This window comes from Paenibacillus zeisoli (genome assembly GCF_003994465.1).
Lineage (GTDB): Bacteria > Bacillota > Bacilli > Paenibacillales > Paenibacillaceae > Fontibacillus > Fontibacillus zeisoli.
Genome location: NZ_RZNX01000004.1, coordinates 167672 through 193213, shown reverse-complemented (window position 1 = coordinate 193213; position 25542 = coordinate 167672). Strand labels below are relative to the sequence as shown.

The following is a 25542-nucleotide window of genomic DNA, read 5'->3' as shown; positions in this document are numbered from 1 at the left end:
CCTACTCATTTATTTGCTATTTACTTCTTCCAGCTTATTCGTATCCGGCAGCTTCTCTTCTTCCACAACATCTCCGCGCGCGCCTCGCTTAAACTCTTTCAGCATCGATCCGAAGCTGCGTCCGAGTTCAGGGAGCTTGCTTGGACCAAACAACAGCAGTGCAGCAATAACAAGCAGCAGCAAATGGGTTGGCCGCAGTAAATTTTCAAGCACAATTATCACTCCTCAGTGGATCATACTCAAATTATACACGTTTATGCGGCTTCTGGGTAACATTTTATCGACAAATATGGAAACAATTCTTGCATTCCGATTGCACTCTCTTCGCCTTATTTACAGAAACCAAACCGACCGCATGGGCATATGCTGATGTCATAAGCAATGGTAAAGGGGCGAACCTTATGAGTACTTATAGTTTGATGGCCGTCTTAGCAATCGGTTTGGCTTCCAACCTAGATAATGCCGGAGTCGGGATTGCCTATGGCGTTCAAAAAATCCGTATCCCCTGGTATTCCAATCTGGCAATTGCCATCATTTCTTTTCTTGCGACCTTGGTATCCGGTATGTTCGGCAGCCTGATCTCCATATGGATGGAGCCCTGGATTGGTCAGGTTATAGGCACGGTCGTCATTGTCGCTGTAGGGATATGGGTTCTGCTGCAGCCGTTCCGGGAGAAGAGCAGCAGACCAGAGACGGACGGCGGTAACGGGAGCAATTTCACCCGCCTGCTCAGTAATCCTGAAGAAGCGGACAGAGACAGCTCCCAATCCATCAGCCTTGCCGAATCCCTGCTGCTCGGTATAGCTCTTGCCATGAATGCCTTGGCTGGAGGCTTCAATGCCGGAATTACGAACCTTAATGTATGGCTGACCTCTCTCTCCGTCGGCTTCTTTAGCTTTGTGCTGCTTGCCCTGTGCTCTCTCTTCGGAGAGCGTTATGCTGCCGAGAAGCTCGGCAACCGGGCAACGATCGTGTCCGGGCTGCTTCTGATCGTAATAGGCATTCATCAGATGTTCTGAAGTCTTATGCAAGGGGGGCTGTCTCAAAAGACGCCCCTTCTTTTGTGTAGAAGATTCGGCGTAATTTTCTATAAACATTACACAATATTTACTTTTGCTCATCCCAAAATTGCAACATGAGGTCGGCCAGGTCTTGATTAGGAGAGATGCGTGTGCCATTGATTGATGTAGGCGTAAGGAAGAACATTTTATTGTCTCCTTCGGATAAGTTTACAATAAATAAGCTGCCGCTATGATCTTCTAGATTCGTATCAACGTTTACATCCAACTTTCCAATTTGATCTAGCCAGCGTATAATCCTTTCTTTATTCTCGACCTTTTTTCGCTCCCCATCAGATCGAAGTATCTCTAGCCGATCAAGGGTACTGATATCCTTCGGATAAAAGGATTTAACCTGCTTGATCAATGGCTCTCTATTGCTTTGATTGTCGTGATTACAACCAACCAAAATTGTACCAATGAGCATATAAATCAATAGAATTTTACCTTTCAATTTAGATCCCCCCCCTTTTTCTTCCATACGCTATTTCATTTCGTTCTGTTGCAATTTATAAGAAAAAGACGCTGGAGTTCAAATCCTAGGCGTCCTCTCTAATATTAGCTAATCGCGAATCTTCCAAATATCTGTCATTGGATCAAATTGGCCCATGAGAAGATACACTGTTTGCCCAGTTGTCTCCCAATTATCTTGCACAAGCGCATATCTATAATGTGTTATATCACTTGTTTCTGAGTATCTTTCATATCCAACGGCAGTAACCATGTGCCCTGGGATTCAATATCACCAATACTTACACTTGAATCACGGCTGAAGGAAAAGCTTCCGGCGTAGCCCTTCTCACTAATATAGCTTCCAAGTCCAGGTTATACCTTCGTGTATTCACACCAGTACATCGTTATGATCCATAAGAATCGCGGCCAAACTCATCACAGGACCTCGCACTTATAATATTTCGATCTATACCGGCTCCTAAGAAAATTCAACCCCAATGCGAACTATTCCAAATTAAAATGTGTTATGTATAACACAGCCTGTCTACACAAGAAATCCTATAATGGGGGGAGTAAATATGAGGGATTGGTTTGATGCTTATAGAGAGGACATGCAGTGGGCCTTTGATGAAGCTGAGAGAATAATTGGAGACATGCCGGGGGTGTTCGGGACTACGGGTCGCAAAATGCTGGATGAGGCTCATGCGTTGAAGGAAGACAATCCTAACAACTACATCAGTTTTCTGTTGCCATTATGGCTTCGGAGCTGTTCAGAGCTAAGTATTCAAGACAGCCGCAGACTTTCGCTCGCCAATATTTTTGGGATGATGTATTTTCAAACTATTGATTATGTAATGGATAGTCCCGGTGAAACTGCCCCAGAACTTCTTCCTCTAGCTAACCTGCTTCAGCTGGAATTCATCAACATTTACAGTTCGTACTTCCCAGCTGAATCGCCATTCTGGAACTATTACCGCACTTATTTGAAGCAGTGGGCGGATGCCGTCACTTATGAGAATGAGGAGAACTATTATCTGGATAATCCGGTCCGCATGGCACACAAGGCAGCTCCAATCAAGCTGTCCGTGGCAGGTAGTCTAATTCTTTCGGAGCAGATCTCACTCATTCCCAAGCTCGAAGAGGCTACGGATTATACGCTCATCACCCTGCAAATGCTGGATGACGTCATGGATTGGAAGAAGGATATGAAGGAGGATAATTACAACAGTCTGGTCGCGTTTGTACGCGCCGAGCTCCAGATCCCAACGGATCAAGCCATATCCCCAGAACAGATTGAACAAGTAATCTACATAAAAGACGGCCTTAACCGTTATGCAGAACAAGCCGCAGCTAACCACCTACAGGTGGAAGACATCAACGAGCTGGTACCGCATCTGAGAGATTTCAGTTATCATTTGCTTGAAGAGCTGCGAAACGCAGCGAAGAATATCGAAAAAGATCGAATAGTGTTGCAGACAGGAGGATTGAACTATTGGCTTTCTAAAAATGTATAAAATTACTAGATAATCCACGAACTATATGATACATTGTAATTGGAACAAAATACCTATTTTGAAAGGAAGATTACTATGTCAACTGATGCTATTCTTACAAATCAAGTAATTCAAAAAGCCTGGCAGGACCCAAGTTTCAAAGCACAACTCCTGGCCAACCCCAAGAAAGCTATTCAGGAAGCATTGGGCGTAATTCTTCCAGAAAATATCAGAGTAAACGCTGTAGAAGAAAAGCCGGACGAGTTCTATCTGGTACTGCCACCTAGCCCGGAGAAGTCGCTTAATAAGAACACCGTAATGAAAAATACTTGGAACTAGTAATTATGGTTCTAAGGGACAACCTACTTACTTATCTAGCACTCTACTGAGATACTTAATTGCCTCACTAACTCTGATAATCCGGTTTCCCTATTTCGGGTAACCGGATTATTGCTTCTGTCCCCACCCCCTTCTCACTCTTAAAGGTTAACTCTCCGTTCATGACTTCAATAATACCATAGGTTACCATAAGCCCCAGTCCAGTCCCTTTACTTTTGTTAGAAAAGTAGGGTTCGCCAAGCCGGGCAAGCTCTGCTGCGCTCATTCCTTCCCCATTATCCTTCACATGAATATAAATATATCTTTCTTTGGCATAAGCCCAAATCTTAATTTCACCTTGGCCCTGCAGAGCCTCTATGCTGTTCTTGATAATGTTAATGAAAGCCTGCTTGAACTTGGAGGTGTTCCCCTTCACCTCGAGCAGCGGCGGAATATCCACGGTAATGCGTCCGCCCTGAAGATTAGCCATCGGCACGAGAATGCCTTCAATATGGGTAAATTCATTAAGAATATTCAGAATGGTGCTCTTCCCTGCTTCCGGCTTGGCGAATGTAAGGAAGTCGGTAATGATACCGGAAGCTCGGTCCAGCTCATCCAAAGCCATGTTCAAGTAAATCTTGTCCTGAGTCTGCTGCTTCTCGGCTAGTAATTGAAGGAAGCCTCGTGTAACCTGAAGCGGATTTCTGACTTCATGGGCTACGGAAGCGGCAAGCTCACTGATGATCTCCATTTTCTCTGAACGCTGCAGTTCGTCATTGAACATTTCCAGCCGCTGGGAATATTCAACAAGCTGATCGTGATTATTAGCGAATCTTCTTCCTAGGATTACAATAAGTGAGATCAGAAAGCAGACCAGTCCCCATTTCCAGACAAAAAGTTCATACCTTTGGTTCTCCTTGTAATACCATATGAGTTCTCCTAGACTTAGAGAAGCTAGCAAAGCAAAACCAATCGAAAAAATGATGGCTTCCATATTCCCCTTTGCAGCTTCAATTATCGCTACGCTAATTAATATCGCAAACTCAGTAATCATAATGAATCCCATGATGGTTGTGGATAGAAGGAAATATGTACTGCCATATTGATAATGGTTGATGACATTGAATAACGCAAATGCAAAACAAATCAGCGAGTAACCCAGGTGAAATCTGCGGACAATCGTAATAAGAGATAAAAAGCCTCTTCCGAAGATTTTTTCAAAAAATAAATTCATAGAATAAAGCAAGGCAAACAAAGAAATATCAAAGATCCATTGTGTATTTCTTTCATTAACCTGATAGAAGGCATACAGGAAGGAAGAGTAGGTTATAATCAGCATACCACTGGATAGAATAACCACAGACAGAGCTAACCAGATAGAATGCAGTTCATAGTTCAAGAAGAAGAGACATACCAGCATGACAACTGCTATGAACATTAGTGAACCACTCAGCACAAAATCCAGCACATCACGCTTTACAAAGTATTTTTCTAAATCTTCATACTTCCCTACTCTGATTAGATTCTTTACTAAGCCTAACTTTGTATCATCAGAAGTTAACCCAATGTAAACTATTTCATTCTTATGATTGGAAGGTTGGAACGGAGCAAGAATTTTCTTTTTGCCGAATATACCATCACTTGGAGATTCATATATCTTGTGGTTCCCAATAAATATAATCACATTCTTGGCATAAACCTTATCCAGCAATATAGCCTGAGTGCCTTTGTCAGCAGAAGGCAAGTTAAATTCGATCCAGGCTTTAGTCGCTTGGCCCGGTCTACCTGGCATGGGATTATTAATATCCGCCGGATGCCAGCCATTAATTGTCTTAATCTGATGATTATCCTGAGGCATGTTCAAGTTGTCCACCCATCCGACATTCCAATTAGGAATACTGTAAGCGTCTAAGTTCTTGTTATTCAACAGCCCCGTTGAGAACAGGGCTAGTCCTAGCCCCACTAATACCATAACGATGATTATACCTTTGAGCAGACCCTTCATTTTTACACCTCGACGATTTAATAGAACCTTCGGACTTATTACTCAAACACCGAAATGATCCTGGAAGTTTGTCTGACTGAAAAGTTATGTAAATTCATAATAAAAGCACCCCTTAAATGGTGCTTAGTCATCCTTACGGCCAGCCGAAAAATTGCTTGCCTACTCTCTTAAGACTATCAAATTTTTCCAATTAGGTAAATACTTTTACTAGAATTTATAGGTATTAAGTTCCAAAATGTCCCGCTACATAGGAATAGAGACCCCTAATTGTAGGGATCTCTATTTAGAGAGTACCAATATATATTATGCATTGAGTTGGCAGGTATCACGAATAACCAGTTCTGTGGGCAATATCTCGCATTGTACCGCATTTGCCCCCTCAATATTGCTGATTAACAAGTCTGCAGCCCTGCTGCCAAGCAGATGGGTATCCTGTCTAATGGTTGTCAGTGCAGGCGTAAGGAACTGCGCCATTTCAATGTCATCAAAGCCTATTATCGAAATATCCTCAGGTACACGAAGTCCGCGTTCCCGGATCGCTTGTATAGCCCCCACTGCAAGATTATCCCCAGCCGCGAAGACGGCAGTAGGAAGCTCCTGAAGCTCTAATAATTTCTGCATAGCCGAGTACCCGCTCTCTATCGAATAATCGACAGGACCTTCAGCAATATATTCGGGCTTCACTGCGATCCCCAGCTTGTTCAAGGCCATCTGATAACCTTGATGACGCTTCTCTCCAGCAAAGGTAGCCAGTCCACCTGAAATATGGGCAATCCTGTGATGGCCAAGCGAGTACAGATATTCTACAGCGGTAATGCCTCCCTGTATGTTATCTGAACTAACCGTGCTGTGCGAAGCGGATTTCTGATCAAGCATAACCATGGGTATGCTGCTGTCGAGCAATTCATGGAAATAAGGGTCTGCGTGATCCGGCAAAATAACAATGACTCCGTCCACACCTCGGATTTTGCAGTGTTCGAGATACCCGCTCTTTCGGCCTCCAATATCCTTGGAAATAAACATCAAATCATAACCCTTGGAAGTAGCTACCTTCTTGAATCCGTCAATTACTCCACCGAAGTAAGGATGCCGAATCCCGGAACCTGCCGGCTCCACAAAGAGCATGCCGATTGTCCAGGAACGCTTGGTGGTCAGGCTTCGTGCATTCGCATTCGGCACGTAACCCAGTTCAGCCGCCGTATCCAGAATGATCCGCCGTGTCTTCTGGCTCACATCGGTGTAGCCATTGAACACCTTAGAGACGGTGGTCGGTGAATAGCCGGTTTGTCGAGCGATATCGTATATGGTGATCAAAGGGGTTCAACTCCCAAATTAAGGATCTGCCTTGTATTCTTCTGCAAATTGTAGACAAGAGCACAATAGAAGTCAATAATAAAAGCGGCCACCCGCGGCTTCCTCTAGATTAATCCAAGCTTTTGCAGTCCATGCTTGATGCCGTTCTCTCCTACATCTCTGGTAGTATATCTCGCGATCCGCTTGACTGCCTCCTGCGCGTTGCCCATAGCCACCCCATGACCCACGAACTGCAGCATTTCAATATCATTAAGATGATCTCCGAAAGCTACAACTTCTTCCCGGCTAATACCCGCATAATCAATGAACTTCGAAATTCCAGCTGCCTTGGAGCCGCCTTGGGGGAGGATATCCGTTGCAACCTTATCCCATCTCACAAATCTAAGAGGCTGATCGAACTCGCGCAGATAGTCAGGCTCTTCTTCCTGTGTACAGAACACAATACACTGGAATATCTCTCTGTCCACATAATACTGCGGATCATATCCCGGGAGTTCCATCTGATGGGGCAGGTAGCTTGCATCAACCCGGTCATGCTGTACGACATTCATCTTCATAGCCTCTTCGCCAACATATAGAATTGGATTGTTCCTCTGGATCGAGAATTCAGTGAGTGACTGAATAATTGCGGGATCAATAGGATTCTTATGGATCACTTTGCCCTGGTAGACCACGTACTGTCCATTGAGCGATACGAATGAATCAACTCCCAGGGTCTCTCTGATCTCCTTGAAGGCGTAAGGTGCACGGCCAGTGGCAATGGCCACCTCATGGCCAAGTTCCCTTAACGAATGAATTGCCTGAACAGTCGAGTCAGGCAGCTTCTTTTGATGATCCAATAACGTTCCGTCTATATCAAAAAATACTAGTCTTCGTTCCATACTTATCCCTCGCAGTCTTAGTTAATTAAGTTCACTGGCATAAGCATAGAATATGAAATGCGTTTCAGGTCAAGCAGTTACTTCAAAGTTAGCCTAAAGCATGCCCGGCTTTCTCTATCAACGCCCTGCTCTCCTCGTTCAGCCCGTGAATGTTAACCTCTTTGCCAAGCTCTTCATACTTGGCCGTCACTTTGGAAATCGCGTTGATGGCTGAATGATCCCATACATGCGATTTGGAGAGATCTATCCTAATTACCCGGGGATCTTCGGAAGCCCGGAACAATTGAATGAACTGCGCAGCCGTGCCGAAGAAAAGCGGCCCTGTTACCGTGTATTTTTTCACTCCATCAGAATTAATCTCGGAAGCTGATCTAAGGTGTGCGGCCCTCCAGCCGAAGGATACTGCACTTAACACTACCCCGCTGATGACACCGATAGCGAGGTTAGAGGTCACAACTACGATAAGTACTGTAGCAACCATGACCACGGCGTCCGTACGCGGAATTCTATGCAAGGTTCGAAGTGAAGCCCAGTCAAAGGTTCCGAAGGATACCATGAACATCACTCCCGTTAGGGCTGCCATAGGTATCACCTTGACCACATCACCTAACACCAGGATAAGGAACAGCAGGAAGGCGCCCGCTATAAAAGTAGATAATCGGGTACGGCCCCCGGATTTGACGTTAATTACTGTCTGCCCAATCATGGCGCATCCAGCCATACCGCCGAAGAAGCCGGTGATCACATTGGCAATCCCCTGGCCGCGGATCTCGCGGTTCTTATTGCTCCCTGTCTCGGTAAGCTCATCTACCAGCGTAGCGGTAAGCAGGGATTCCGTCATTCCTACAACGGCTAAAGCCAGTGAATAAGGCAGGATCACAAGCAGCATATCGAGGTTCAGCGGTATTTGCGGCAGATGGAAGAACGGCAGTGCTTGTGTAATATTCCCCATATCGCCTACGGTCCTTACATCGGCACCTGTAAACACGGCGATAAGCGTCATCACTATAATAGCGACCAGTGCTGAAGGCACCGCCTTGGTCAGCAGGGGGAACAGGTAAATGATGAGCAGTGTACCGGCCAAGATCGCATAGACTTCCCAGGAAGCTCCCTCGAAATTGGGAAGCTGGGCCATAAATATAATAATAGCCAGGGCATTTACAAATCCCACCATGACAGAGTGAGGGACAAAAGTAATAAAGCGTCCGAAGCGGAGCGCCCCCATCACCCACTGGAGAATTCCGGTTAGTACGGTTGCCGCAAATAAATATTCAATACCATATTGGGCGATGAGCGGCCCCATCAAGGAGGCCATGGCCCCGGTTGCCGCTGAGATCATTCCCGGCCTTCCCCCAAAGAACGAGATACTTGCAGCTATCGTAAAAGAAGCATAGAGTCCGACCATGGGGCCAACCCCTGCCATGATTGAAAAGGCAATCGCCTCCGGGATCAAAGCGAAGGCCACAGTTAATCCGGACAAAATATCTCTACGGGTATTTCCCAAGAACCCTTGTTTCAACCAATTTACAAACAAAACAATCCCACTCCTCTGTGTTTATCTGGCAAGTCATCCCTTCGATTATACGGTACACGTCAAGTGATTAAGCATTTGTTTCATTGTCTGAATGCACGTTTATTAATTATCAACAGCTATAAAGTCAATTTTTAACGGAAAAGGAGGAGAAAATTATGATTAATCCCCAGGAACGTACAGAGGTAAGCAACGTTGAAGTAGAGAGACGGGACATCCAGCATAAATCCGACTCAAGCATGGTAGCTTCAACCTTCATTAAGTACGCTGCGTACATTATCCTGTTCTTTGGATTCCTCTATTTCCTCGTCAAATACGTGTTCCCTAAATTCTAAGCTTATCTGAATATCATGAAATACCCGGGGAGCCGTGCTCTCCGGGTTTTTATGTGCAAGGCAGACCAGGTACTGACGCATGAGTCGGCGTTTGGAAAAAGACGGTTTGGGGTAAGCTCCAAGTAGACCCTATTTTAGTGTAACCTGAAGGAGGATTACGGCTATGGATCGAGATCGAAACCTAATGAACCCGGATAATCGCGGGGATCAGGAATATGAACAATATAAGATTCTAGCGGACTACGATCCGGAGAACGATATTCCAAGTAATGACCTGCTCCCACACGATTCCCGGACTACGCAAAGTGTGAGTTCCTCTGAAGAGGATGAGACGGATTCATACGTAGACGCGGCTGAGGATGCTCCACTTGTGGATGTACCTGATGCGGATGCCATTCAGGAGAACAGCCCGGTTGACCCCGCTGCCCCGCCAGAGATCATTATGCATGGAACGGACCTGATTAATGGCTACGACGGAGGAGACGAAGAGTAACCGCATTGTCTCTTAACCACTACAAACGCCCACAGCCTCCATCCCGGAAGCAGTGGGCGTTCTTCATGGAAAGTTAAGCGCTTATTTAGCGCACCATTCCTGTATATTTAATATCTACATCACATTTCACATGAAACTCCAGCCGCTCACTAAGGTCTTCCCATTCCTTCCACTCCTCTGAATTATTCCAGTGTCTGGATTGATAGCGCAATCCCCAACCCAGGGGATCACATTTGGCCTGGTGTATTTTGGAGAGGGTACGTTCTACACGTTCATTCAGCTGGTTCCCGGCAGCAGCTGACAAATCCCTTAGTAGTTTCTCATTAAAGATGTCGCCCGAATGACTTTCCTCAACCTCGGCAAGAATCTTAATTTTATATTCGATATAGGGAGTACCATTAGTGGGGGTTATTATCTTATATTTTGCGCTGGACTTCTCTATATTGTAAGCATACTTAAGACCTTGGTAATCCACATTAAGGGAGGTCTTGAGATTCTTCAGGGACAGTAAGTTGTAAATTCTCGTCTCCTCAGGCTCTAGTTCGGTTACAGCTTTACTTTTGTCAAAAAGATAAGATTTATTGATCAGAAATTCCTGGTCACTTTTCTTTTCTACCAAAGCAAGAATCGGGTCCGCTCCTCTCTCATCAATGCGCCTCTGCAACACGTAGGCAAAGGCGGGCGGAACAATAAAGGGTGATTCCGTTCCATCTTTACTTAGGGCAAGCAGAATCGAATTCGCAGGGATACGCTCCGTTACAGGCTGTACATTAAGAACCTCCTTCGCCGAGGGTCTAGCTACCGCTGTATAGATCGTGAGTTGAATATCTCTTCTACGCATAGTCCAGTCTGCAGCCTCCCGAATATTCTTTCGGGCATACTTCTCCCCAAAAAGCACGGCCTTACAGTGTCCAAAGTCCAGCTCTTTGTCAATTCTTGACTTCATCACACGGACAATCTCGGCTATGGTGTCTCCTTCCTCGGTTATGATTTGAACCTGCTCCTCCGCTTTTTTCGGGTCACCTTGAGGTATAGCAATCTTCAAAGTCACACTTAACTTATTCGGATTATTCTCCGCTTCATCAATACCTACTGCCATAACAAACAGCTTAAGGTCAATATCTTTGAATTTGCATCCTTGTAGGGGCAGGATCAACAAGAGGATCAGCAGGATGCACAGGATTCTATTCACGCTTCTTAGCCTCCCTCCTTTTATAAGCAAGGTATACGCTGGCGATCAGGAAGAATTCAGCGGCAAGCCGAATATCCAGGAACAAGAGACCTGCACGGTCCCGGAAAAATTGATTCGTCCTCATGGCGAAGAAGGCTACAATACAAAAAGCAAGAATCATCCACCATTCAGGATCAATCTTTCGCTTTTTCTTCTCCTCAGTTAGAAATACACCTTTAAGCATCTCTAGAGCCACATGCCAGTGTACGATAGAACTCACCAGCGATAGCGTCAAATAAGTGAAATAGAAGAAGAAAAGTACCCGTTCTACAATAAAGTTCTTCGTACGGAGCACATCCGCCGTAGAGAACCATGGATATACATGTCTCTCTACCCCAATGGTCCCTTGATAACCGATGGGGATAAGTACCGAGGCAATCAGAACCAAGAAACCCACAACCCCAATCATCCAGATGTGTCTGACACGGATCTTCTTAAATGCCCGGTTAAACACGGCTAAGTTAAGGTAGCCTGTAAATATGAACGTTGCATACGAAATGGATCCGTACGAAGGCGCTTTTAAAGAATACGTAATAACCTGCATAACCGCATCCCAACTGAACATGGGATTCAGGAGTGCTTTGAACAGAACGTAGATAATGATCGGAACATTAATAATGATCACTACTTCAAGCGCATATAGAATCGATTCAGCAGTTACACGAATAGCAAGGCAGACAACCACAAGAAAGCCAACCATAATCAAAAGTGGGGACACATCTGAGGTGATGTACCTCATCGTAACATCTACGAACGCAATTAGAGTAATTAACCCCGCGATATACCAGAGCAGCGTATGTCCAAAGAGCATGAACTTGGTCACCGGCTTTGGATAGTTCGCGTTAAATATCTCCGGAATCCCTTCACCTGGAAATTTACTCATCATCTTAATGCATAGATACATAAGCAGTAGTCCAATCGGGACAGAGATTACAATCGCCATCATCGCTCCACTGAAACGCTGAGCTATTAATCCCCGTGGCACGAAATTGACTACATTGATCAAAGCATTAATTAGAAAGAGATAGTAAAAGTATTTGTTCTTAACCATTCTCTCTCTCCTTCTGGGAATTGGTGATTCGGACTCTATCAATCCCGAAGATTTTGAAATAGGGCTTCCCAAAGCTCCGCAGACTACATAGATACATGATCACGCCTACTAATCCAAGTACAATTCCTAGTAAGCCAAATAATGTAGCCAGGAGAATAAAAGGGTATTTGACTACCCGAATCGTAAAGCCCATCATATTCAGAGGAATAACAAAGTTCGATATGGCAACCGCTGAGACCAGAATGATCATAATATTGCTGACAAGTCCCGCTTCCGTAGCCGCCGTCCCCAGAATAAGCCCGCCTACTGTAGTAGCCGTAGGACCAATGGCTTTAGGTAGTCGTAAGCTCGCCTCAGTTAGAAATTCCATCATCAAGAGCATTATTAACACTTCGACATAGGAGGGATACGGAACGGTTGCTCTGCTTCCCGCCACTAACAATGCAATTTGCACCTTCCATACCTCTGGATTGTAAGAAGTAAAGGCTACATAGAAGCTGGGAAGCAGAACGGTAAGAATTAGACCAAGATAACGAATTCCTTTAAGAAACCATCCAACCGGGAGCACCTGAAGCTTGTCATCCATCGCTGTAAAGAAATCGTTAAATACCGCAGGAAGAACAACGGCAAATCCAGTGGTATCTACAAGAAGGACAATTTTCCCCTCCGAGATGTTAAATACGGCCCTGTCCGGCCGTTCCGTCACAATGGTGGTGGGAAATAGGCGATATTTATTGCCAGATAAATACTTGTCGAGCTCTGCCGCTGCCTGAAGAATATCAACCGAGATGCCATCCAGACGTTTCTTTAATTCTTTTAGCACCTCTGGCTCGATCCTCGTCTCATCATACACAATAGCTATCTTCGTCTTCGATTTATGACCAATTGTTGTGGTCTCCGCCTTCAGATCAGAGGACTGGTAGCGGCGCCGGATCAAGTTCAAATTGACCTCAAGACTCTCATTGAAAGAATCGGACGGACCCTGAACGATAACCTCTGTCTGTGCATCAGCTACAGATCCTGCCTCAACACGAACAGCATCAAACAAATACACTTTATTATCACTAAAAAAAATCCCTACATGACCGCCAAGCAACAGCTCCAGGATTTCCTTAATGTCATGGCTCGGCTTACTCCCCGGAAAGGAGGCGATGTACTCTTCAAAACCCTTCTCGTCTTTCATTTCGAAAAAGGGGCTAATGACAAACCGGTTCACCGTGGCGGAGTGCGACACACTCTTCAAGTAGATTAGGTTCACCTGTTGATCCGAGGTACCCAAGCTGCGCTGCTCCAAATCCGTACTCTTGGACAACTTCTCCCCAATACACTGCAGAAGATTGTCTGATTCTTTCTTATGCTGGCTGCCTCGCATATCCATTTCCTCCTGCCCTCTACGAATGTATCTTTGCTCATGGTTTTCCTATTTTGGCACAAAAGGGAGCAAACCATACAAAAAAGAGGAAGAAATACCCGTTAAGGTATTCTTCCTCTAGGTCAGGCGCTCATCAGACACACTTGGTTTCTCCCAGCTTCTTTGGCAGCATATAACGCTTGGTCCGCTTTTTCGAACAGCTGCTCGGAATCAATGACTGGATAGACTGCAGCACCAATGGATATGGTCACCCGGATGCTGTCCCCTTCTGGAAGGGCAAAGATTCGATTCTCTACATTCCTCCTTAGCCGCTCGGCCACCTGCCGCACCTTATCAATCCCGCAGTCATCTACGATAATAACAAACTCTTCCCCGCCCTTGCGGGCAATATAATCTCCAGGATGAAAGGTATCCCTGAGAACATCAGCCAGCTGGGACAGTACAGCGTCTCCGGCCGCATGTCCATACGTGTCGTTCACCTGCTTGAAATGATCAATATCCACGACGAGCAATGAGAAAACCGCAGGTTCAATGTAACTCGCCTCCACCTTGGAATCGAAAAAGGCTTCAAAAGCCCTTAGATTGTGAAGGCCTGTAAGAAAGTCCCGGTGTGCCGCTTCCTTCATCATATGGAGCAGATCATCCGAGCGTTTCAGATACCGCAGCATGTAGAAGCTGAACATACCTGCAAGTATAAATACGAACGAGAAAGGGATCAATATGGCGGCTACCTTCTCGTGTAAAGTCAGATAGAACGTTGCCAGTGTGGTCGATAGAGACAGAACAAGGACCAGGACCCATTTTCCCAAAATAAACTTTCTCTTCGGCAGCAGCCATACGGCTAACAGGAAGGTTAGTGCTGCATTCAAGGCCCCTAATATGGAAGCCGAGCTTAGTCCATGCAGGAAGATCAGCCTGTAGATCGCTATGATCAGCGTAGTCCAGAAGCCTGATACAGCTCCGCCCAGGAATACAGACACGATAATGGCAAGCTGCCGGAAATCCGCAACAACCAGGCTGTTGATCGGAAAGGTGAAGTGCATGAGCAGCAGCCCGAATAATCCAAGCACCACCCCACTAATGATAAAGTTCAGGTTAGATCCAACTCTATCTTTCAAAAATCGGCTCCGGGCCATATTGCCGAAGAAAAGAAACGATGTCAGCAGTGTAAAATTATTAATAAGTTTCTCCAACATGGCGGATACCTCGCATAGCATATTTAGATTCAAAATGTGAACTTTCCAGTGCTCCATTCAGCCTCGTTTCTCTCCTGGAACAAAAGTAGGTATAATAGATCCTGAGATAAAACAAAAAGGAGAGTAAGACACAATGAAGAAAGCTTTGACAACCCGGCCGATCCTCATCGTCATGCTGATGGTGTTCGTCCTCGTGCTTTCAGCCTGCGGAGCCAAAAAGGAGGCCGAGGGTACACAAACCCAAGCTGGCCCGGCTGCTCCAGCAGAGACTAGCAAGGATACCGCTGCCGAGAGCCTGCAGAACAAAATTGCCAATGAAGGCAGCAAGAATCCTGTGGTAACCATTGAGATGGACAGCGGCAAAACAATTAAAGTGGAACTGTATCCTAAAGTTGCCCCTAACACAGTGAATAACTTCATTTCTCTGGTTAAAAAAGGTTTCTATGACGGAACCATCTTCCACCGTGTCATTCCCGGCTTTATGATTCAAGGCGGTGACCCTGAAGGCACGGGTGCCGGGGGTCCTGGCTACAACATAAAGGGCGAATTCACCCAGAACAATTTCCAAAACGATCTTAAGCATACCCGCGGCGTCATCTCTATGGCCAGAACCCAGATGCCGGATACAGCCGGCTCCCAGTTCTTTATTATGGCTGCCGATTACCCAAGCCTGGACGGTCTATACGCTTCCTTTGGTAAGGTAACCGAGGGTATGGAGGTTGTTGATGAAATTGTGAACCAACCTCGCGACGCCAATGATGCCCCTAACACCAAGCAGGTCATGAAGAAGGTTACCGTTGATACCTTCGGTGTAGATTACAAAGAACCTGAGACTCTCAAGTAATAACCAACGTTTGTGGACAGGCCGGGATAAATGATCCCCGACCTGTCCTATTTTGTTATATATTGATAATAGAACTTGCAGAGGAGGACTAAAGCGATGCTTGCATCACTCACAGCGATTGCCGCATATCGTCAAGGTCAAGAACCAGTTGCGGACGATAACCCATGGCTGAACTATATTATCACCGCGGAACAAACAATCATCAATCTGGAGCGTATCCACGCTCTTCGTGAACTGGAAGATGTGAATCCAGTACTCGATTATGTTGAAAGAACCCTGCTTATCCTGGATAAGCTGCCTGTCTCTTTCTGGATCAGAGAGATCATACAGGAAGTGCTCATCTGGTCCGAGGTATCCAAGGGCGGCACCCTGCGTCAGCGCAAGGCCTGGCAGAAGCAGGGGATTAATCTATTTGTACATAATATCGGCTCGGCGCAGCTTTATACTGAATTGAATCATGCTGAGACTCAAGACAACCGCCTTCAAGTCATTAATACCCTAATTGCGACACATGGACTCATTGGCCAGCAGCTCCGGGGTGAGGTTCCATTTACAGAGAATGAACCTCTTCAGCAATTAGTAAGCGCCGGTATGCTTGCTCCCCAAGAGCTTGTGGATATCCTGCTTCCTCTCAACCACTGTATAATTGCCGGTGTATCGGAAGACTTATGGAGTTCTATCCAGGAAGAAGTAGAGCAGCTGATAAGGCAGATTGCTTATGGTACCTACTCAGAAGAGGCAACAGTACTTCAGCGGCTGCGGCTGCTAAGAACTCATTCTATCCGTAAGGGTGAACGATTTGACACGGAATTGGATCTGATTCAAGAAAAGATTGATCTTGCCGCCAGCCTGGCTCCCATTAAAGAGCAGACACTTTGGTACGTGGAATCGGCTCTGCAGGACTTTGCACTGGATGAATTCATCAAAGTTCTTCTTCTCGCTGTCCGTCATGATAAGACTGACCTGCCCGTGCGTCATATCAGCTTCGAGAGGCTGATGAATATGATGTATTATGACTACAAGGGCTCTAAGAAAATCAATGTCTATAAGAAACGAATTATTGAGAAATACCTGCAAGATCTCACTTGGGATAGTATTCTAGACGGACAAAATATCACGAGCCCACATCTTAAGCATAGCCTTCAGTCTCATCCCGAGCTTCCGGATACGGTCTTCTTCACGTTCGAATTCTCACCGGCGGCAGAGAAGCTGATTGAATTCTGTATGGAGGCAGAGAAATCTCCCCTCTATGAGAAAGCCGTCCTCATGCTGTTCGATCTGTTTGGTCTGCGCCGTGATGCCTATGATCGCTTCCATAACGAAGAGGAATATCTGGCCGGTATGAACCAGACAGCCGACTACAAGAAGGTAATTCTGAATTACATCGTTGGCAGCAAGGCTATTGATATTGGTCCTGGAGGAGGTGTACTGCTTGATCTGATTGAACAGGAGCTTCCTCATATTCAGGCAACAGGCCTTGATATTTCAGCTAATGTTATTGAAGCGCTTGAGCGGAAGAAGCAGCTTGAAGGACATACCTGGCATGTTCTCAAGGGAGATGCTCTCCAGCTCTCGAGCTATGTGAAGCCAGGTCAGGCCGACACCATCGTCTTCTCCTCTATTCTTCACGAGCTGTTCTCTTATATCGAATATGAAGGCAGACGGTTCAATCATGCTACAATCGCGGCTGCATTGGCAAGTGCCTTTGAGGTCCTTCCTGTAGGGGGAAGGATTATAATCAGAGACGGGATCATGACTGAGCCGGCCTCACTCCAACGCCGCATTCGATTCCTGGAGGCAGACGGGCTGGAATGGCTGCAGAGATACCAGAAGGATTTTGCCGGACGAAATATTCAGTATGAACTCGTGAATGATCAAGAAGTGCAAATGCCGATCAATGATGCCATGGAATTCCTCTATACCTACACTTGGGGAGAAGAAGCTTATGTCCATGAGGTGCAGGAGCAGTTCGGCTATTTCACACCGGGCGAATACGTAAATTTCATCCGCTCAACCTTGGGCGATGCCGCCTTGATTATGGAGAACCGCCATTTCCTTCAGGAAGGTTATACGGAAGCTCTGCAGGGAAGAATCCAGTTCATGGATGAGCAGGGGTTACCGGTATCGCTGCCTGACAGTACGTGTCTCATTGTGATTGAGAAAGTGAACGTAGGTTAATCACCCTCCCGTCAGGAATAATCATTAATCTTAAACCACGCTGTTTTTCTAACAAAAAAAGGGAATGTCCACAGCCAATTGCCTGGCTAATGAGACATTCCCTTTTCAAGTTCGACCCCAATGAACAGCGCCTTCCCGCAGTTCACTAGAGTCCAATTCCATTAATTAAATGCTGGGCCTTTATTATTGCACCGTAGAGTTGAAGGACATGATCCAGATCGACCCGCCTACAATTGTGAGTACGATAATAATCCCAACGATCAACGTCATGACGTTCCATCTCGGCTTCTCGCCTTCACGGATATGCATGAAGAAGAAGAGCTGAACGATTAGCTGAAGAACGGCCATGATCATAATTGTGATGACGGTCTGAGTCTTGTTAAGCAGACCATTCATTACAATGACGAGCGGAATGATTGTTAGTACGATGGAGAAAATAAAACCAATCACATAAGACTTCAGTGAACCATGGCTCTCACCAGAGGCATGTTCATGTCCGGTATTATGCTGACTCATCTTACATCACCCCCATCAAGTATACGACGGTGAAGACAAAGATCCAGATGACATCCAAAAAGTGCCAATACAAGCTGAGGTTAGTTACTTTACGGGTAGTCACTTCAGTAACGCCTCTACGGGACAACTGAATCATGAGCCCTATCATCCATACAAGACCGATCGATACGTGAAGACCGTGTGTACCCACCAGTGTATAGAAAGCAGACAGGAATGCATTACTGGAAATCTTATGGCCTTCTTCAACCAACTTCACAAACTCAGTAAGTTCCATCCCGATAAAGGCAGCACCCAGCACCGCAGTTACGGCCAGCCAAGCGATCAGCTGTTTTACTTTGCCCTTATGCATGGCAAGTACAGCCAGACCGCTTGTGAAGCTGCTTGTAAGCAGGATAAACGTCTCTGCAATAACGCCTGGCATTTCAAATAACTCTTTGGCGCCAGGTCCGCCGTTCGTATGCGTATGAAGTACCGCATAACAGGCGAATAATGTGCCGAATATCAAGATATCGGTAACGATGAAGATCCAGAAGCCAAGCACCTTAAGGGACTCGTGACTCTCGTGGGCTTCATGCGCGTGGGAATGCTCTGCTGTCGCGTGTGCCATTAGACGGTCCTCCCTCTTAAAGCGGCCTCAGTGCGCTCAATTTCATCAACCGGAATGTAATAATCCGTGTCGTACGAGAAGGAACGTGCCAGCAAACAAATTGCTACCCCGATCAATCCCGGAATTGCCATCCACATCCAATCGAATACAAAGCCGAATCCGGCAATAAACCAGCATACCGACATTACGAACGGTATCGCCGAGTTCTTCGGCATATGAATGGGTTCATATTTGACAGGTGCCGGCTTAATGCCTTTCGCTCTGTCTTCTTTGACTTTCCACCATGCGTCATCGGTTGTTACTTGCGGCTCTACCGCAAAGTTATACATTGGCGCAGGAGATGGAATGGACCATTCGAGCGTCCGTCCACCCCATGGATCCCCAGTGAGGTCTCGCTCGCCTTTGCGGATACTGTAGCTGATCTGCCACACTTGGAAAATAAATCCTAGACCCATCAGGAACGCACCTACTGTGGATATAAGGTTAAGCGGTGCCCAGCCCAGATCCCAGCCTGTATCTGATCCATAAGTGTATAGACGACGGGTCATACCCATGAAGCCGAGTGCGTACTGCGGCATGAAACATACATAGAAACCAATGTTCCACAGCCAGAAGGCCCATTTACCAAGACGGTCGTTCAGCTTGAATCCGAATACTTTCGGCCACCAGTAGTATATTCCTGCCAGATAACCGAATACAACGCCCCCGATCAGCACTTGGTGGAAGTGAGCGATCAGGAAGTAACTGTTGTGATATTGATAGTCGGCTGGAGCTACAGCCAGCATGACACCCGTTGCTCCACCCACAGCGAAACATGGGATGAATCCAAGGGTCCACAGCATCGGCTGTGTAATTGTAATCCGCCCGCGGAACATCGTGAACAGCCAGTTAAAGATCTTAACCCCTGTCGGTATACCGATAACCATCGTCGAGATAGCGAAGAACACGTTAACGTTCGCACTGGCTCCCATCGTGAAGAAGTGATGGGCCCAAGTGAAGAAGGATACGATACTGATGAGCATCATAGAGAAGACCATCGAATTATAACCAAATATCTTCTTCTTGGAGAAGGTTGCTACAACCTCAGAGAAGATACCGAATGCCGGAAGAACCACGATATACACTTCCGGGTGACCCCACATCCAGATCAGGTTGACATACATCATCGGATTGCCGCCCAGATCCATGGTGAAGAAGTGAGCCCCCAAGAACCTATCCAGGAAGAGCAGTGCCAGCGTAACGGTCAGAATCGGGAACGCGAAGATTATGATGATCGAGCTGGAAAGTACAGACCAGGAGAACAGCGGCATCTTCATCATTTTCATACCTGGTGCACGCATCTTCAAGATCGTTACCAGGAAGTTAATCCCTGTTGCCAGGGAACCGATACCTGAGATCTGTATCCCCCATATATAGAAGTTCTCTCCGACGCCCGGACTGTGAGACAGCTCCGACAGCGGCGGATAACTGAGCCATCCCGCATCAGGAGATCCCCCGATAACGAATGACAGGTTGAACAACATGGCGCCCATCAGGAACAGCCAGAAGCTCAGGGAGTTCAGGAACGGATATGCTACGTCCCTTGCACCCAGCTGCAAAGGCACAACCAGATTAAATAGAGCGAACATCATCGGCATCGCCATGAAGAGAATCATGATCGTACCGTGTGTTGTAAATACAGCATTATAGTGGTCTGCCTGAAGGAACTTCATGTTCGGCAGAGCAAGCTGCGTACGCATCAGCAGCGCATCGACCCCGCCGCGGAAGAGCATAAGCAGTGAAGCGATGAGATACATGATACCAATTCTTTTGTGATCGACGGTAGTGATCCACTCCCGCCAAAGCCACGTCCACTTTTTGAAATACGTCAGTACAAAGACGATTGCGATACTCGTCAGCGCAATGGACACATCCGCACCATAAATTAGCGGATCACCGGTGACGAAGAAAGTGGAGGCGAAATCCTTAATATTTTCCCACATTACGTAACCCTCTTTCGCCTATCATTATGGTTTTGTTGAGCCGTTATAACTGCCGGAATTCATACTATCCATCTCATGCTTCATATAAATTCCGCCGTTCTTGTCCACAATCTCGGTGTACAGATCATCCGGATAAGATGAGAAAAATTCCTGTTTGGCTGTGCTTGGTTTCGCCAGCTGAGTGTAGCCCTCTTTGGTTAACTCTGGTGAAGAAGCCTTGACCTGTTTCACCCACTCATTGAATTCAGCCTGCGGCTTGGACTCCACCACGAACTGCATGTGAGCGAAATCCCTACCGCTAAAGTTGGCACCGGAGCCGAAATATTTACCTGGCTTATCTGCCTGCAGCCACAGCTGCATTGCCATACCCGGCATCGAATATTCCTGACCGCCGAGCTGCGGAATCCAGAAGGAGTTCATTGGTGCATCCGAAGTCAGTTGGAAGCGAATTGGAACACCTGCCGGAATTTGCACATAGTTAACCGTCGCAATCTTCTGACCCGGGTATTGGAACAGCCATTTCCAGTCCAGTGAAGTAACCTGAATCGTAATCGGATTAGCATCCGTTACAGGCGGTTTGGCCAGCTTATACGTATCACGCGCAGTGAAGATACCAAGCACAATAATAATAACGATTGGAATCCCCCACCAAATGGTTTCAAGCAGCTTGCTATCATGCCAATTTGGTTGATAAGGCGCATCATTGTCTGGAGTATCCCGGTATCTCCATACAATGTAGACCATGAGTACAATAACTGGAATCACGACAGCCATACATATTAGTCCTGTTAGAATGATCAGCTTTTGCTGAACTTCAGCCACAGGTCCTTTCGGATCAAGCACGATGAACTTATCCCATCCGAGTGCTACGGACACTGCGATGATCACAGCGTAGCTCAAGACCAGAATCGTGAGCAGTTTCCAGCCGGACCGCTTGCTTTTCATTTTCCCATCACCTCTTCATCAGGTACAGAATGGACCCCAAAACATCAGGAGTTCAAACTGCACTTATTAATGTAATTACCCATACACATCAAAGCTGTTTCAGTTTATCAGATTGCATGTGAGATTTGTCACGTGTTAACCAAATCGTCATAAATTCATTTCCATTTGAAGGCATTATTTTCACGAAGTGTTCACAACTACTAATATGGACGCAAAAAAACCCTTTAAGACATCAATCTTAAGGGTTTTTATAATTATTTATCTCACTTGAGAACTGTTCATTTGTTATCTTTATTCGAGTTGGATTGAACCAGATAAATCGAGGTTCCAATGGTATACACAAATACACTGGAGATCATGGCACCGAGGCCACCCATCAAGGCCATATTTCGGTCATTGAACTCCGCTAGGTTGAAGAGACACAGTACAACACCGAATGCAAGGAGCGCCCAAGATATTACGGTCATATAAAAGGCAACGGTATAGCCATCATCTTTCATTTGCTGAACTTTACTGAAAGGATATACTTTAGCTGACATGTTCATCACTCCTGGTTAAATGTTGAAAGGGCTTGCTTATGAATTAAGTATACCACAAACCGCAACAAAATGTTCATAATTTGTTCAAATTATTTTTATAATTCTGTCACATTTAGAACTTGCCACTACTTATTCATCTCTTACCCTTTCCCCATGATGCTAAACATGTCGGCCTCAGCTTCCGCATGATATAATGTGGACGGTCAAATCGAGTCAGAAGAGCCAAGAGGAGTAGATCAATTTGCAACTTACCCCGGGAATTTCAGAATCCAGCCACAAAGCCGATGTTGAAACCGCAACCGATTTGTGTCTGCTTGCCGGTAAAATCATGCTGCAAAGCGGTGCGGAAACCTACCGTGTGGAGGATACGATGACACGCATTGCAACAAGCCTCGGCATGCCCCTATCACACAGTTATGTCACACCTACGGGAATTATATTTCAAGCCGATAGCGGAGCTTCCTCCAAGCTGATCCGGATTGCAGAACGGACTACGGATCTCCAGAAGGTGACGGCTGTGAACAGTATCTCCCGCAAGCTCACCGGCGGAGCAATTCAGGCAGCAGAAGCGAAGCAGGAGCTGCTGAGAATCGATGCTGCCGCCCACGCTTTCCCGGTATGGGTATTGATCGCAGCAGCTTCCATTGCCAGCGCCTGCTTCACGATTATGTTCCAGGGCGGATGGAGAGACTTTCTGCCCTCGCTTATAAGCGGGGGACTCGGCTACTCCGCCGTCATTTATTTCCAGAGACTGGTGAGGGTTAAATTCTTCGCTGAATTATTCGCCGCCTTCCTCGTTGGTCTGATCTCCACCCTGCTGGTCCGTGCGGGGATTGGCGTCGCTCTTGACAAGATCATTATCGGCTCGGTCATGCCCCTCGTTCCCGGTCTTCTGATCACGAATGCCGTAAGAGATTTAATGGCCGGTCATTTGGTATCCGGCCTCTCCCGGGGAGCCGAAGCTTTCCTTACCGCTTTCGCGATCGGCACGGGCATCGCCGCCCTGTATTTATTTTTCTAAAATGAAAGAGGTCCTGTGATATGGTTACGGTGGCACAGCTGGTCGTCAGCTTTATAGCATCTTCCGCTTTTACAATTCTGTTCAATGCCCCTAAACGCTCCCTGCTCCAATGCGGTCTGGCAGGCATGCTCAGCTGGGTAATCTACCTGCTGCTGCAGCCGCGCTTTGGCCCTGTTCTGGCTTCCCTCTGCGCCACCGCGATTGTGGGACTGATCAGCCTGATCTTTGCCAGATTCTATAAGATGCCTGTCATTATCTTCAGTGTTGCAGGCATCATTCCACTGGTCCCCGGAGGACTTGCCTATGATGCCATGCGCAAATTCGTGGAAAATGACTATAACGCCGCCGTTCAGCTCGCCGCTGAAGCGTTCCTGATCTCTGGCGCCATAGCTATGGGACTAATTTTGTCCGAAGTATTGAATCAAGTGTTCCGCACTGGAAGGTGAGCTTCAGAAGGTGTACCCAGCATATCGGCTAGCATTGCGCAAAGCCGGCCAGATGTCCGCGCTCTCACTGCTAACATACCAATATGCGAACCCGGCGATTCCGCGGCTTGTCCCCATTACATATTTCCTCGATAGCGAACGCCCGTCTTCCAACCAAATCCGGTGACGAACCGTTCCAAGTGTATACTCGGCTGTGTACTGCTGAAGGGTTCCATTCCACTTGGGATGAAGTCCATATCCGGTTACCCGCTTATTCTGCTCTGCCAAAGTCAATTCGGCCGATGACGCCGCGGAGCCATCCTTGTTCAGCGACCAATCTCTTGTATATAGAGGAAGCCCAAGAATGACTTTCCCGGCAGGAACTGCGGCAATAAGCCGATCCAGGCCGTTTTGCTGCCAAGGCAGTGAAGATACTGAACCCGCCGCACTCCCCCCTGCCCAATGCTCATCGTATCCCATCAGCACCATATAATCCGCCGCTTTGCCAAGCGCCGCATAATCGAACGCCTCCGTCCAGTCTGTGCCTAGATCCGGGGATACACTGAAGGAGAGCACCGCCTGCTCATTATGAAGCCTAGTTGCAAGTCCTTGAACAAAAGAAGTCAATCCTGCTTTGTCATACGGATATACATTTTCGAAATCAAGATTAATACCATCCAAGCTGTAATTCCGCACCAGATCTCCAATCTGTTTGATTGCCGCCGCTGACTTGGATTTGTCTGTCAGCATAAGATGTGTGGCATCCGCATCAAATCGATTGCCTACCATCACCCATACCTTTTTGTTATGCTGTCCCGCCCAAGTAATGAGAGATCGGTCTATCGACTGGCTGATCGTTCCATTACTCTCCAGAAACAGCCACCGCGGGGAAAGAGTGTTGACCGCCGACTTTTGCACACTTTGCTCATACTGCGCTGTGGTCTGATTATACTGCCACCCCAGCTGAATTCCCGAAGCAGGAAGCTGATTAATCCTGGAGGCCCAATCCCCAGTCTCCAGGACCCTGTTCATCAAGACCGCCGTCTCCTGGCGTGTAATCGGAGCATTCGGACGGAACATTCCGCCGTCCCCCTTCATTAGTCCGAGTTCCTGTGCAATAGTAATTGACGGCACAGCCCAGACAGCCATCTCTCCCCGATCACGGAAGGCCGGCGCCGTATCCGCTGAAGTGCCTGATTGCTTCAAAGCCCGGACGAGCCATACCGCAGCCTCTTGGCGGGTCAAAGGCTGCTCTGGAGCGAACTCGCTGAGGCTGGTTCCTTCGGTTATTCCAACATCAACACCAGCCTGTACGGTACCGAAATACCACTTGCTTGCAGGTACATCCTTGAATGCGGCAATGGCTCCCTGAACCGGTTCTAGCTTCAGCAGCCGGATTAGTACAGTTAAGCTCTCGGCCCGTGTAATCGGCCTGTCCGGTGAGAACAGGGTTGGCGACGTTCCTTTCATAATACTTTTATTGTATAGACTGGCAATCTCGTAAGTTCCATAAGCACCGACCAGGTCCGTAAATGGAAGATTCTCTTCACCAGAATGGACCTTTCCCTGTGCACCTATGAAACCGCTTAACATACAAATGATCGATAACACCGCTGTTCTTGCTATAATCTGCCTCACCTTAGTCCACCTCTTCTGATAACTTATTGAACCCCGCAATACTATCAGAAAAAGATGTCTCTATCGACACGAAAATATTGGTAGACAAAGCGCGCCACACGCAGATATTTTAGATC

25 protein-coding genes are annotated in these 25542 nt (G+C 46.7%); 9 read left to right on the top strand and 16 right to left on the bottom strand.

What is annotated here, in order from left to right:
• Window positions 1-9 precede the first annotated feature (9 nt).
• Complete coding sequence (gene tatA / locus EJP77_RS12250) at window positions 10-213, bottom strand: twin-arginine translocase TatA/TatE family subunit (RefSeq protein WP_127199524.1); 204 nt, start codon at window positions 211-213, stop codon at window positions 10-12.
• Window positions 214-401: 188 nt separating this feature from the next.
• On the opposite strand from tatA, the gene ytaF reads away from it, so the two are divergent.
• Complete coding sequence (gene ytaF, locus EJP77_RS12245) at window positions 402-1019, top strand: sporulation membrane protein YtaF (RefSeq protein ID WP_127199523.1); 618 nt, start codon at window positions 402-404, stop codon at window positions 1017-1019.
• 88 nt (window positions 1020-1107) lie between these two features.
• On the opposite strand, the gene EJP77_RS12240 is transcribed toward ytaF, so the two are convergent.
• Window positions 1108-1512: a hypothetical protein gene (locus EJP77_RS12240; protein WP_127199522.1), complete on the bottom strand. Its 405-nt coding sequence runs from the start codon at window positions 1510-1512 to the stop codon at window positions 1108-1110.
• A gap of 577 nt (window positions 1513-2089) precedes the next feature.
• On the opposite strand from EJP77_RS12240, the gene EJP77_RS12235 reads away from it, so the two are divergent.
• Window positions 2090-3025 carry a hypothetical protein gene (locus EJP77_RS12235; protein ID WP_127199521.1) on the top strand — a complete coding sequence of 312 codons (936 nt, stop codon included), beginning with the start codon at window positions 2090-2092 and terminating at the stop codon, window positions 3023-3025.
• Between the two features lie 75 nt (window positions 3026-3100).
• Window positions 3101-3343 carry an NHLP leader peptide family RiPP precursor gene (locus tag EJP77_RS12230; protein WP_127199520.1) on the top strand — a complete coding sequence of 81 codons (243 nt, stop codon included), beginning with the start codon at window positions 3101-3103 and terminating at the stop codon, window positions 3341-3343.
• A gap of 67 nt (window positions 3344-3410) precedes the next feature.
• Here the strand turns inward: EJP77_RS12230 and EJP77_RS12225 are convergent, their stop codons facing one another.
• The 4 genes from EJP77_RS12225 to EJP77_RS12210 form a co-directional block, all read right to left on the bottom strand.
• On the bottom strand, window positions 3411-5327 hold the full coding sequence (locus EJP77_RS12225) for a sensor histidine kinase (protein WP_127199519.1): 1917 nt from the start codon (window positions 5325-5327) through the stop codon (window positions 3411-3413).
• 303 nt (window positions 5328-5630) lie between these two features.
• Window positions 5631-6641, bottom strand: coding sequence for a LacI family DNA-binding transcriptional regulator (locus EJP77_RS12220; RefSeq protein ID WP_127199518.1), 1011 nt, complete (start codon window positions 6639-6641; stop codon window positions 5631-5633).
• A 104-nt stretch (window positions 6642-6745) separates the two neighbouring features.
• Entirely contained in the window at window positions 6746-7522 is a 777-nt protein-coding gene (locus EJP77_RS12215) for a Cof-type HAD-IIB family hydrolase (protein WP_127199517.1), read from the bottom strand.
• A gap of 88 nt (window positions 7523-7610) precedes the next feature.
• The gene (locus EJP77_RS12210; RefSeq protein ID WP_185897329.1) at window positions 7611-9056 is read right to left on the bottom strand and encodes a SulP family inorganic anion transporter; all 1446 of its coding nucleotides are present in this window, start codon (window positions 9054-9056) and stop codon (window positions 7611-7613) included.
• 155 nt (window positions 9057-9211) lie between these two features.
• Between EJP77_RS12210 and EJP77_RS20670 the strand changes: the two genes are divergently transcribed.
• Both EJP77_RS20670 and EJP77_RS12205 read left to right on the top strand, forming a co-directional pair.
• Complete coding sequence (locus EJP77_RS20670) at window positions 9212-9388, top strand: hypothetical protein (protein ID WP_185897328.1); 177 nt, start codon at window positions 9212-9214, stop codon at window positions 9386-9388.
• A 163-nt stretch (window positions 9389-9551) separates the two neighbouring features.
• A complete protein-coding gene (locus tag EJP77_RS12205; RefSeq protein ID WP_127199515.1) occupies window positions 9552-9881 on the top strand; it encodes a hypothetical protein in 330 nt (109 codons plus the stop codon).
• An 85-nt stretch (window positions 9882-9966) separates the two neighbouring features.
• Here EJP77_RS12205 and EJP77_RS12200 read toward each other — a convergent pair whose 3' ends face one another.
• From EJP77_RS12200 to EJP77_RS12185, 4 genes are all read right to left on the bottom strand, one after another.
• Window positions 9967-11073: a Ger(x)C family spore germination protein gene (locus EJP77_RS12200; RefSeq protein ID WP_185897327.1), complete on the bottom strand. Its 1107-nt coding sequence runs from the start codon at window positions 11071-11073 to the stop codon at window positions 9967-9969.
• Window positions 11066-12163, bottom strand: coding sequence for a GerAB/ArcD/ProY family transporter (locus EJP77_RS12195; RefSeq protein ID WP_127199513.1), 1098 nt, complete (start codon window positions 12161-12163; stop codon window positions 11066-11068). Before EJP77_RS12195 ends, EJP77_RS12200 begins: the two co-directional genes overlap by 8 nt.
• Window positions 12156-13535: a spore germination protein gene (locus EJP77_RS12190; protein WP_127199512.1), complete on the bottom strand. Its 1380-nt coding sequence runs from the start codon at window positions 13533-13535 to the stop codon at window positions 12156-12158. The genes EJP77_RS12195 and EJP77_RS12190 overlap by 8 nt, the downstream gene beginning before the upstream one ends.
• A 122-nt stretch (window positions 13536-13657) precedes the next feature.
• Entirely contained in the window at window positions 13658-14731 is a 1074-nt protein-coding gene (locus tag EJP77_RS12185) for a GGDEF domain-containing protein (RefSeq protein WP_185897326.1), read from the bottom strand.
• A gap of 133 nt (window positions 14732-14864) precedes the next feature.
• Here EJP77_RS12185 and EJP77_RS12180 point away from each other — a divergent pair, with 133 nt between their 5' ends.
• Complete coding sequence (locus EJP77_RS12180) at window positions 14865-15575, top strand: peptidylprolyl isomerase (RefSeq protein WP_127199510.1); 711 nt, start codon at window positions 14865-14867, stop codon at window positions 15573-15575.
• Window positions 15576-15671: 96 nt separating this feature from the next.
• Window positions 15672-17753, top strand: a complete 2082-nt coding sequence (locus tag EJP77_RS12175) for a class I SAM-dependent methyltransferase (protein ID WP_127199509.1) — start codon at window positions 15672-15674, stop codon at window positions 17751-17753.
• Window positions 17754-17936: 183 nt separating this feature from the next.
• On the opposite strand, the gene cyoD is transcribed toward EJP77_RS12175, so the two are convergent.
• The 5 genes from cyoD to EJP77_RS12150 all read right to left on the bottom strand — a co-directional run bounded on the left by cyoD (window position 17937) and on the right by EJP77_RS12150 (window position 22342).
• Window positions 17937-18269, bottom strand: a complete 333-nt coding sequence (cyoD, locus tag EJP77_RS12170) for a cytochrome o ubiquinol oxidase subunit IV (protein WP_127199508.1) — start codon at window positions 18267-18269, stop codon at window positions 17937-17939.
• A 1-nt stretch (window position 18270) separates the two neighbouring features.
• A complete protein-coding gene (gene cyoC / locus EJP77_RS12165) occupies window positions 18271-18876 on the bottom strand; it encodes a cytochrome o ubiquinol oxidase subunit III (protein ID WP_127199507.1) in 606 nt (201 codons plus the stop codon).
• Window positions 18876-20858, bottom strand: a complete 1983-nt coding sequence (locus EJP77_RS12160) for a cbb3-type cytochrome c oxidase subunit I (RefSeq protein ID WP_127199506.1) — start codon at window positions 20856-20858, stop codon at window positions 18876-18878. The genes cyoC and EJP77_RS12160 overlap by 1 nt, the downstream gene beginning before the upstream one ends.
• 24 nt (window positions 20859-20882) lie before the next feature.
• Window positions 20883-21803, bottom strand: coding sequence for a ubiquinol oxidase subunit II (locus tag EJP77_RS12155; RefSeq protein WP_127199505.1), 921 nt, complete (start codon window positions 21801-21803; stop codon window positions 20883-20885).
• Between the two features lie 278 nt (window positions 21804-22081).
• Entirely contained in the window at window positions 22082-22342 is a 261-nt protein-coding gene (locus EJP77_RS12150) for a hypothetical protein (RefSeq protein WP_127199504.1), read from the bottom strand.
• 241 nt (window positions 22343-22583) lie between these two features.
• Here EJP77_RS12150 and EJP77_RS12145 point away from each other — a divergent pair, with 241 nt between their 5' ends.
• On the top strand, window positions 22584-23363 hold the full coding sequence (locus EJP77_RS12145) for a threonine/serine exporter family protein (protein WP_425464238.1): 780 nt from the start codon (window positions 22584-22586) through the stop codon (window positions 23361-23363).
• Window positions 23364-23383: 20 nt separating this feature from the next.
• Window positions 23384-23809: a threonine/serine exporter family protein gene (locus tag EJP77_RS12140; RefSeq protein ID WP_127199503.1), complete on the top strand. Its 426-nt coding sequence runs from the start codon at window positions 23384-23386 to the stop codon at window positions 23807-23809.
• A 3-nt stretch (window positions 23810-23812) separates the two neighbouring features.
• Here the strand turns inward: EJP77_RS12140 and EJP77_RS12135 are convergent, their stop codons facing one another.
• Window positions 23813-25426: an S-layer homology domain-containing protein gene (locus EJP77_RS12135; RefSeq protein ID WP_246021879.1), complete on the bottom strand. Its 1614-nt coding sequence runs from the start codon at window positions 25424-25426 to the stop codon at window positions 23813-23815.
• Between the last annotated feature and the right edge of the window lie 116 nt (window positions 25427-25542).

Bases quoted from the DNA above. Each gene is read 5' to 3' on its own strand.
- ytaF (WP_127199523.1), top strand. From the start codon at position 402: ATGAGTACTTATAGTTTGATGGCCGTCTTAGCAATCGGTTTGGCTTCC.
- EJP77_RS12235 (WP_127199521.1), top strand. From the start codon at position 2,090: ATGAGGGATTGGTTTGATGCTTATAGAGAGGACATGCAGTGGGCCTTT.
- EJP77_RS12230 (WP_127199520.1), top strand. From the start codon at position 3,101: ATGTCAACTGATGCTATTCTTACAAATCAAGTAATTCAAAAAGCCTGG.
- EJP77_RS12225 (WP_127199519.1), bottom strand. From the start codon at position 5,327: ATGAAGGGTCTGCTCAAAGGTATAATCATCGTTATGGTATTAGTGGGG.
- EJP77_RS12215 (WP_127199517.1), bottom strand. From the start codon at position 7,522: ATGGAACGAAGACTAGTATTTTTTGATATAGACGGAACGTTATTGGAT.
- EJP77_RS20670 (WP_185897328.1), top strand. From the start codon at position 9,212: ATGATTAATCCCCAGGAACGTACAGAGGTAAGCAACGTTGAAGTAGAG.
- EJP77_RS12205 (WP_127199515.1), top strand. From the start codon at position 9,552: ATGGATCGAGATCGAAACCTAATGAACCCGGATAATCGCGGGGATCAG.
- EJP77_RS12195 (WP_127199513.1), bottom strand. From the start codon at position 12,163: ATGGTTAAGAACAAATACTTTTACTATCTCTTTCTAATTAATGCTTTG.
- EJP77_RS12190 (WP_127199512.1), bottom strand. From the start codon at position 13,535: ATGCGAGGCAGCCAGCATAAGAAAGAATCAGACAATCTTCTGCAGTGT.
- EJP77_RS12185 (WP_185897326.1), bottom strand. From the start codon at position 14,731: ATGTTGGAGAAACTTATTAATAATTTTACACTGCTGACATCGTTTCTT.
- EJP77_RS12180 (WP_127199510.1), top strand. From the start codon at position 14,865: ATGAAGAAAGCTTTGACAACCCGGCCGATCCTCATCGTCATGCTGATG.
- EJP77_RS12175 (WP_127199509.1), top strand. From the start codon at position 15,672: ATGCTTGCATCACTCACAGCGATTGCCGCATATCGTCAAGGTCAAGAA.
- cyoD (WP_127199508.1), bottom strand. From the start codon at position 18,269: ATGAGTCAGCATAATACCGGACATGAACATGCCTCTGGTGAGAGCCAT.
- cyoC (WP_127199507.1), bottom strand. From the start codon at position 18,876: ATGGCACACGCGACAGCAGAGCATTCCCACGCGCATGAAGCCCACGAG.
- EJP77_RS12160 (WP_127199506.1), bottom strand. From the start codon at position 20,858: ATGTGGGAAAATATTAAGGATTTCGCCTCCACTTTCTTCGTCACCGGT.
- EJP77_RS12155 (WP_127199505.1), bottom strand. From the start codon at position 21,803: ATGAAAAGCAAGCGGTCCGGCTGGAAACTGCTCACGATTCTGGTCTTG.
- EJP77_RS12150 (WP_127199504.1), bottom strand. From the start codon at position 22,342: ATGTCAGCTAAAGTATATCCTTTCAGTAAAGTTCAGCAAATGAAAGAT.
- EJP77_RS12140 (WP_127199503.1), top strand. From the start codon at position 23,384: ATGGTTACGGTGGCACAGCTGGTCGTCAGCTTTATAGCATCTTCCGCT.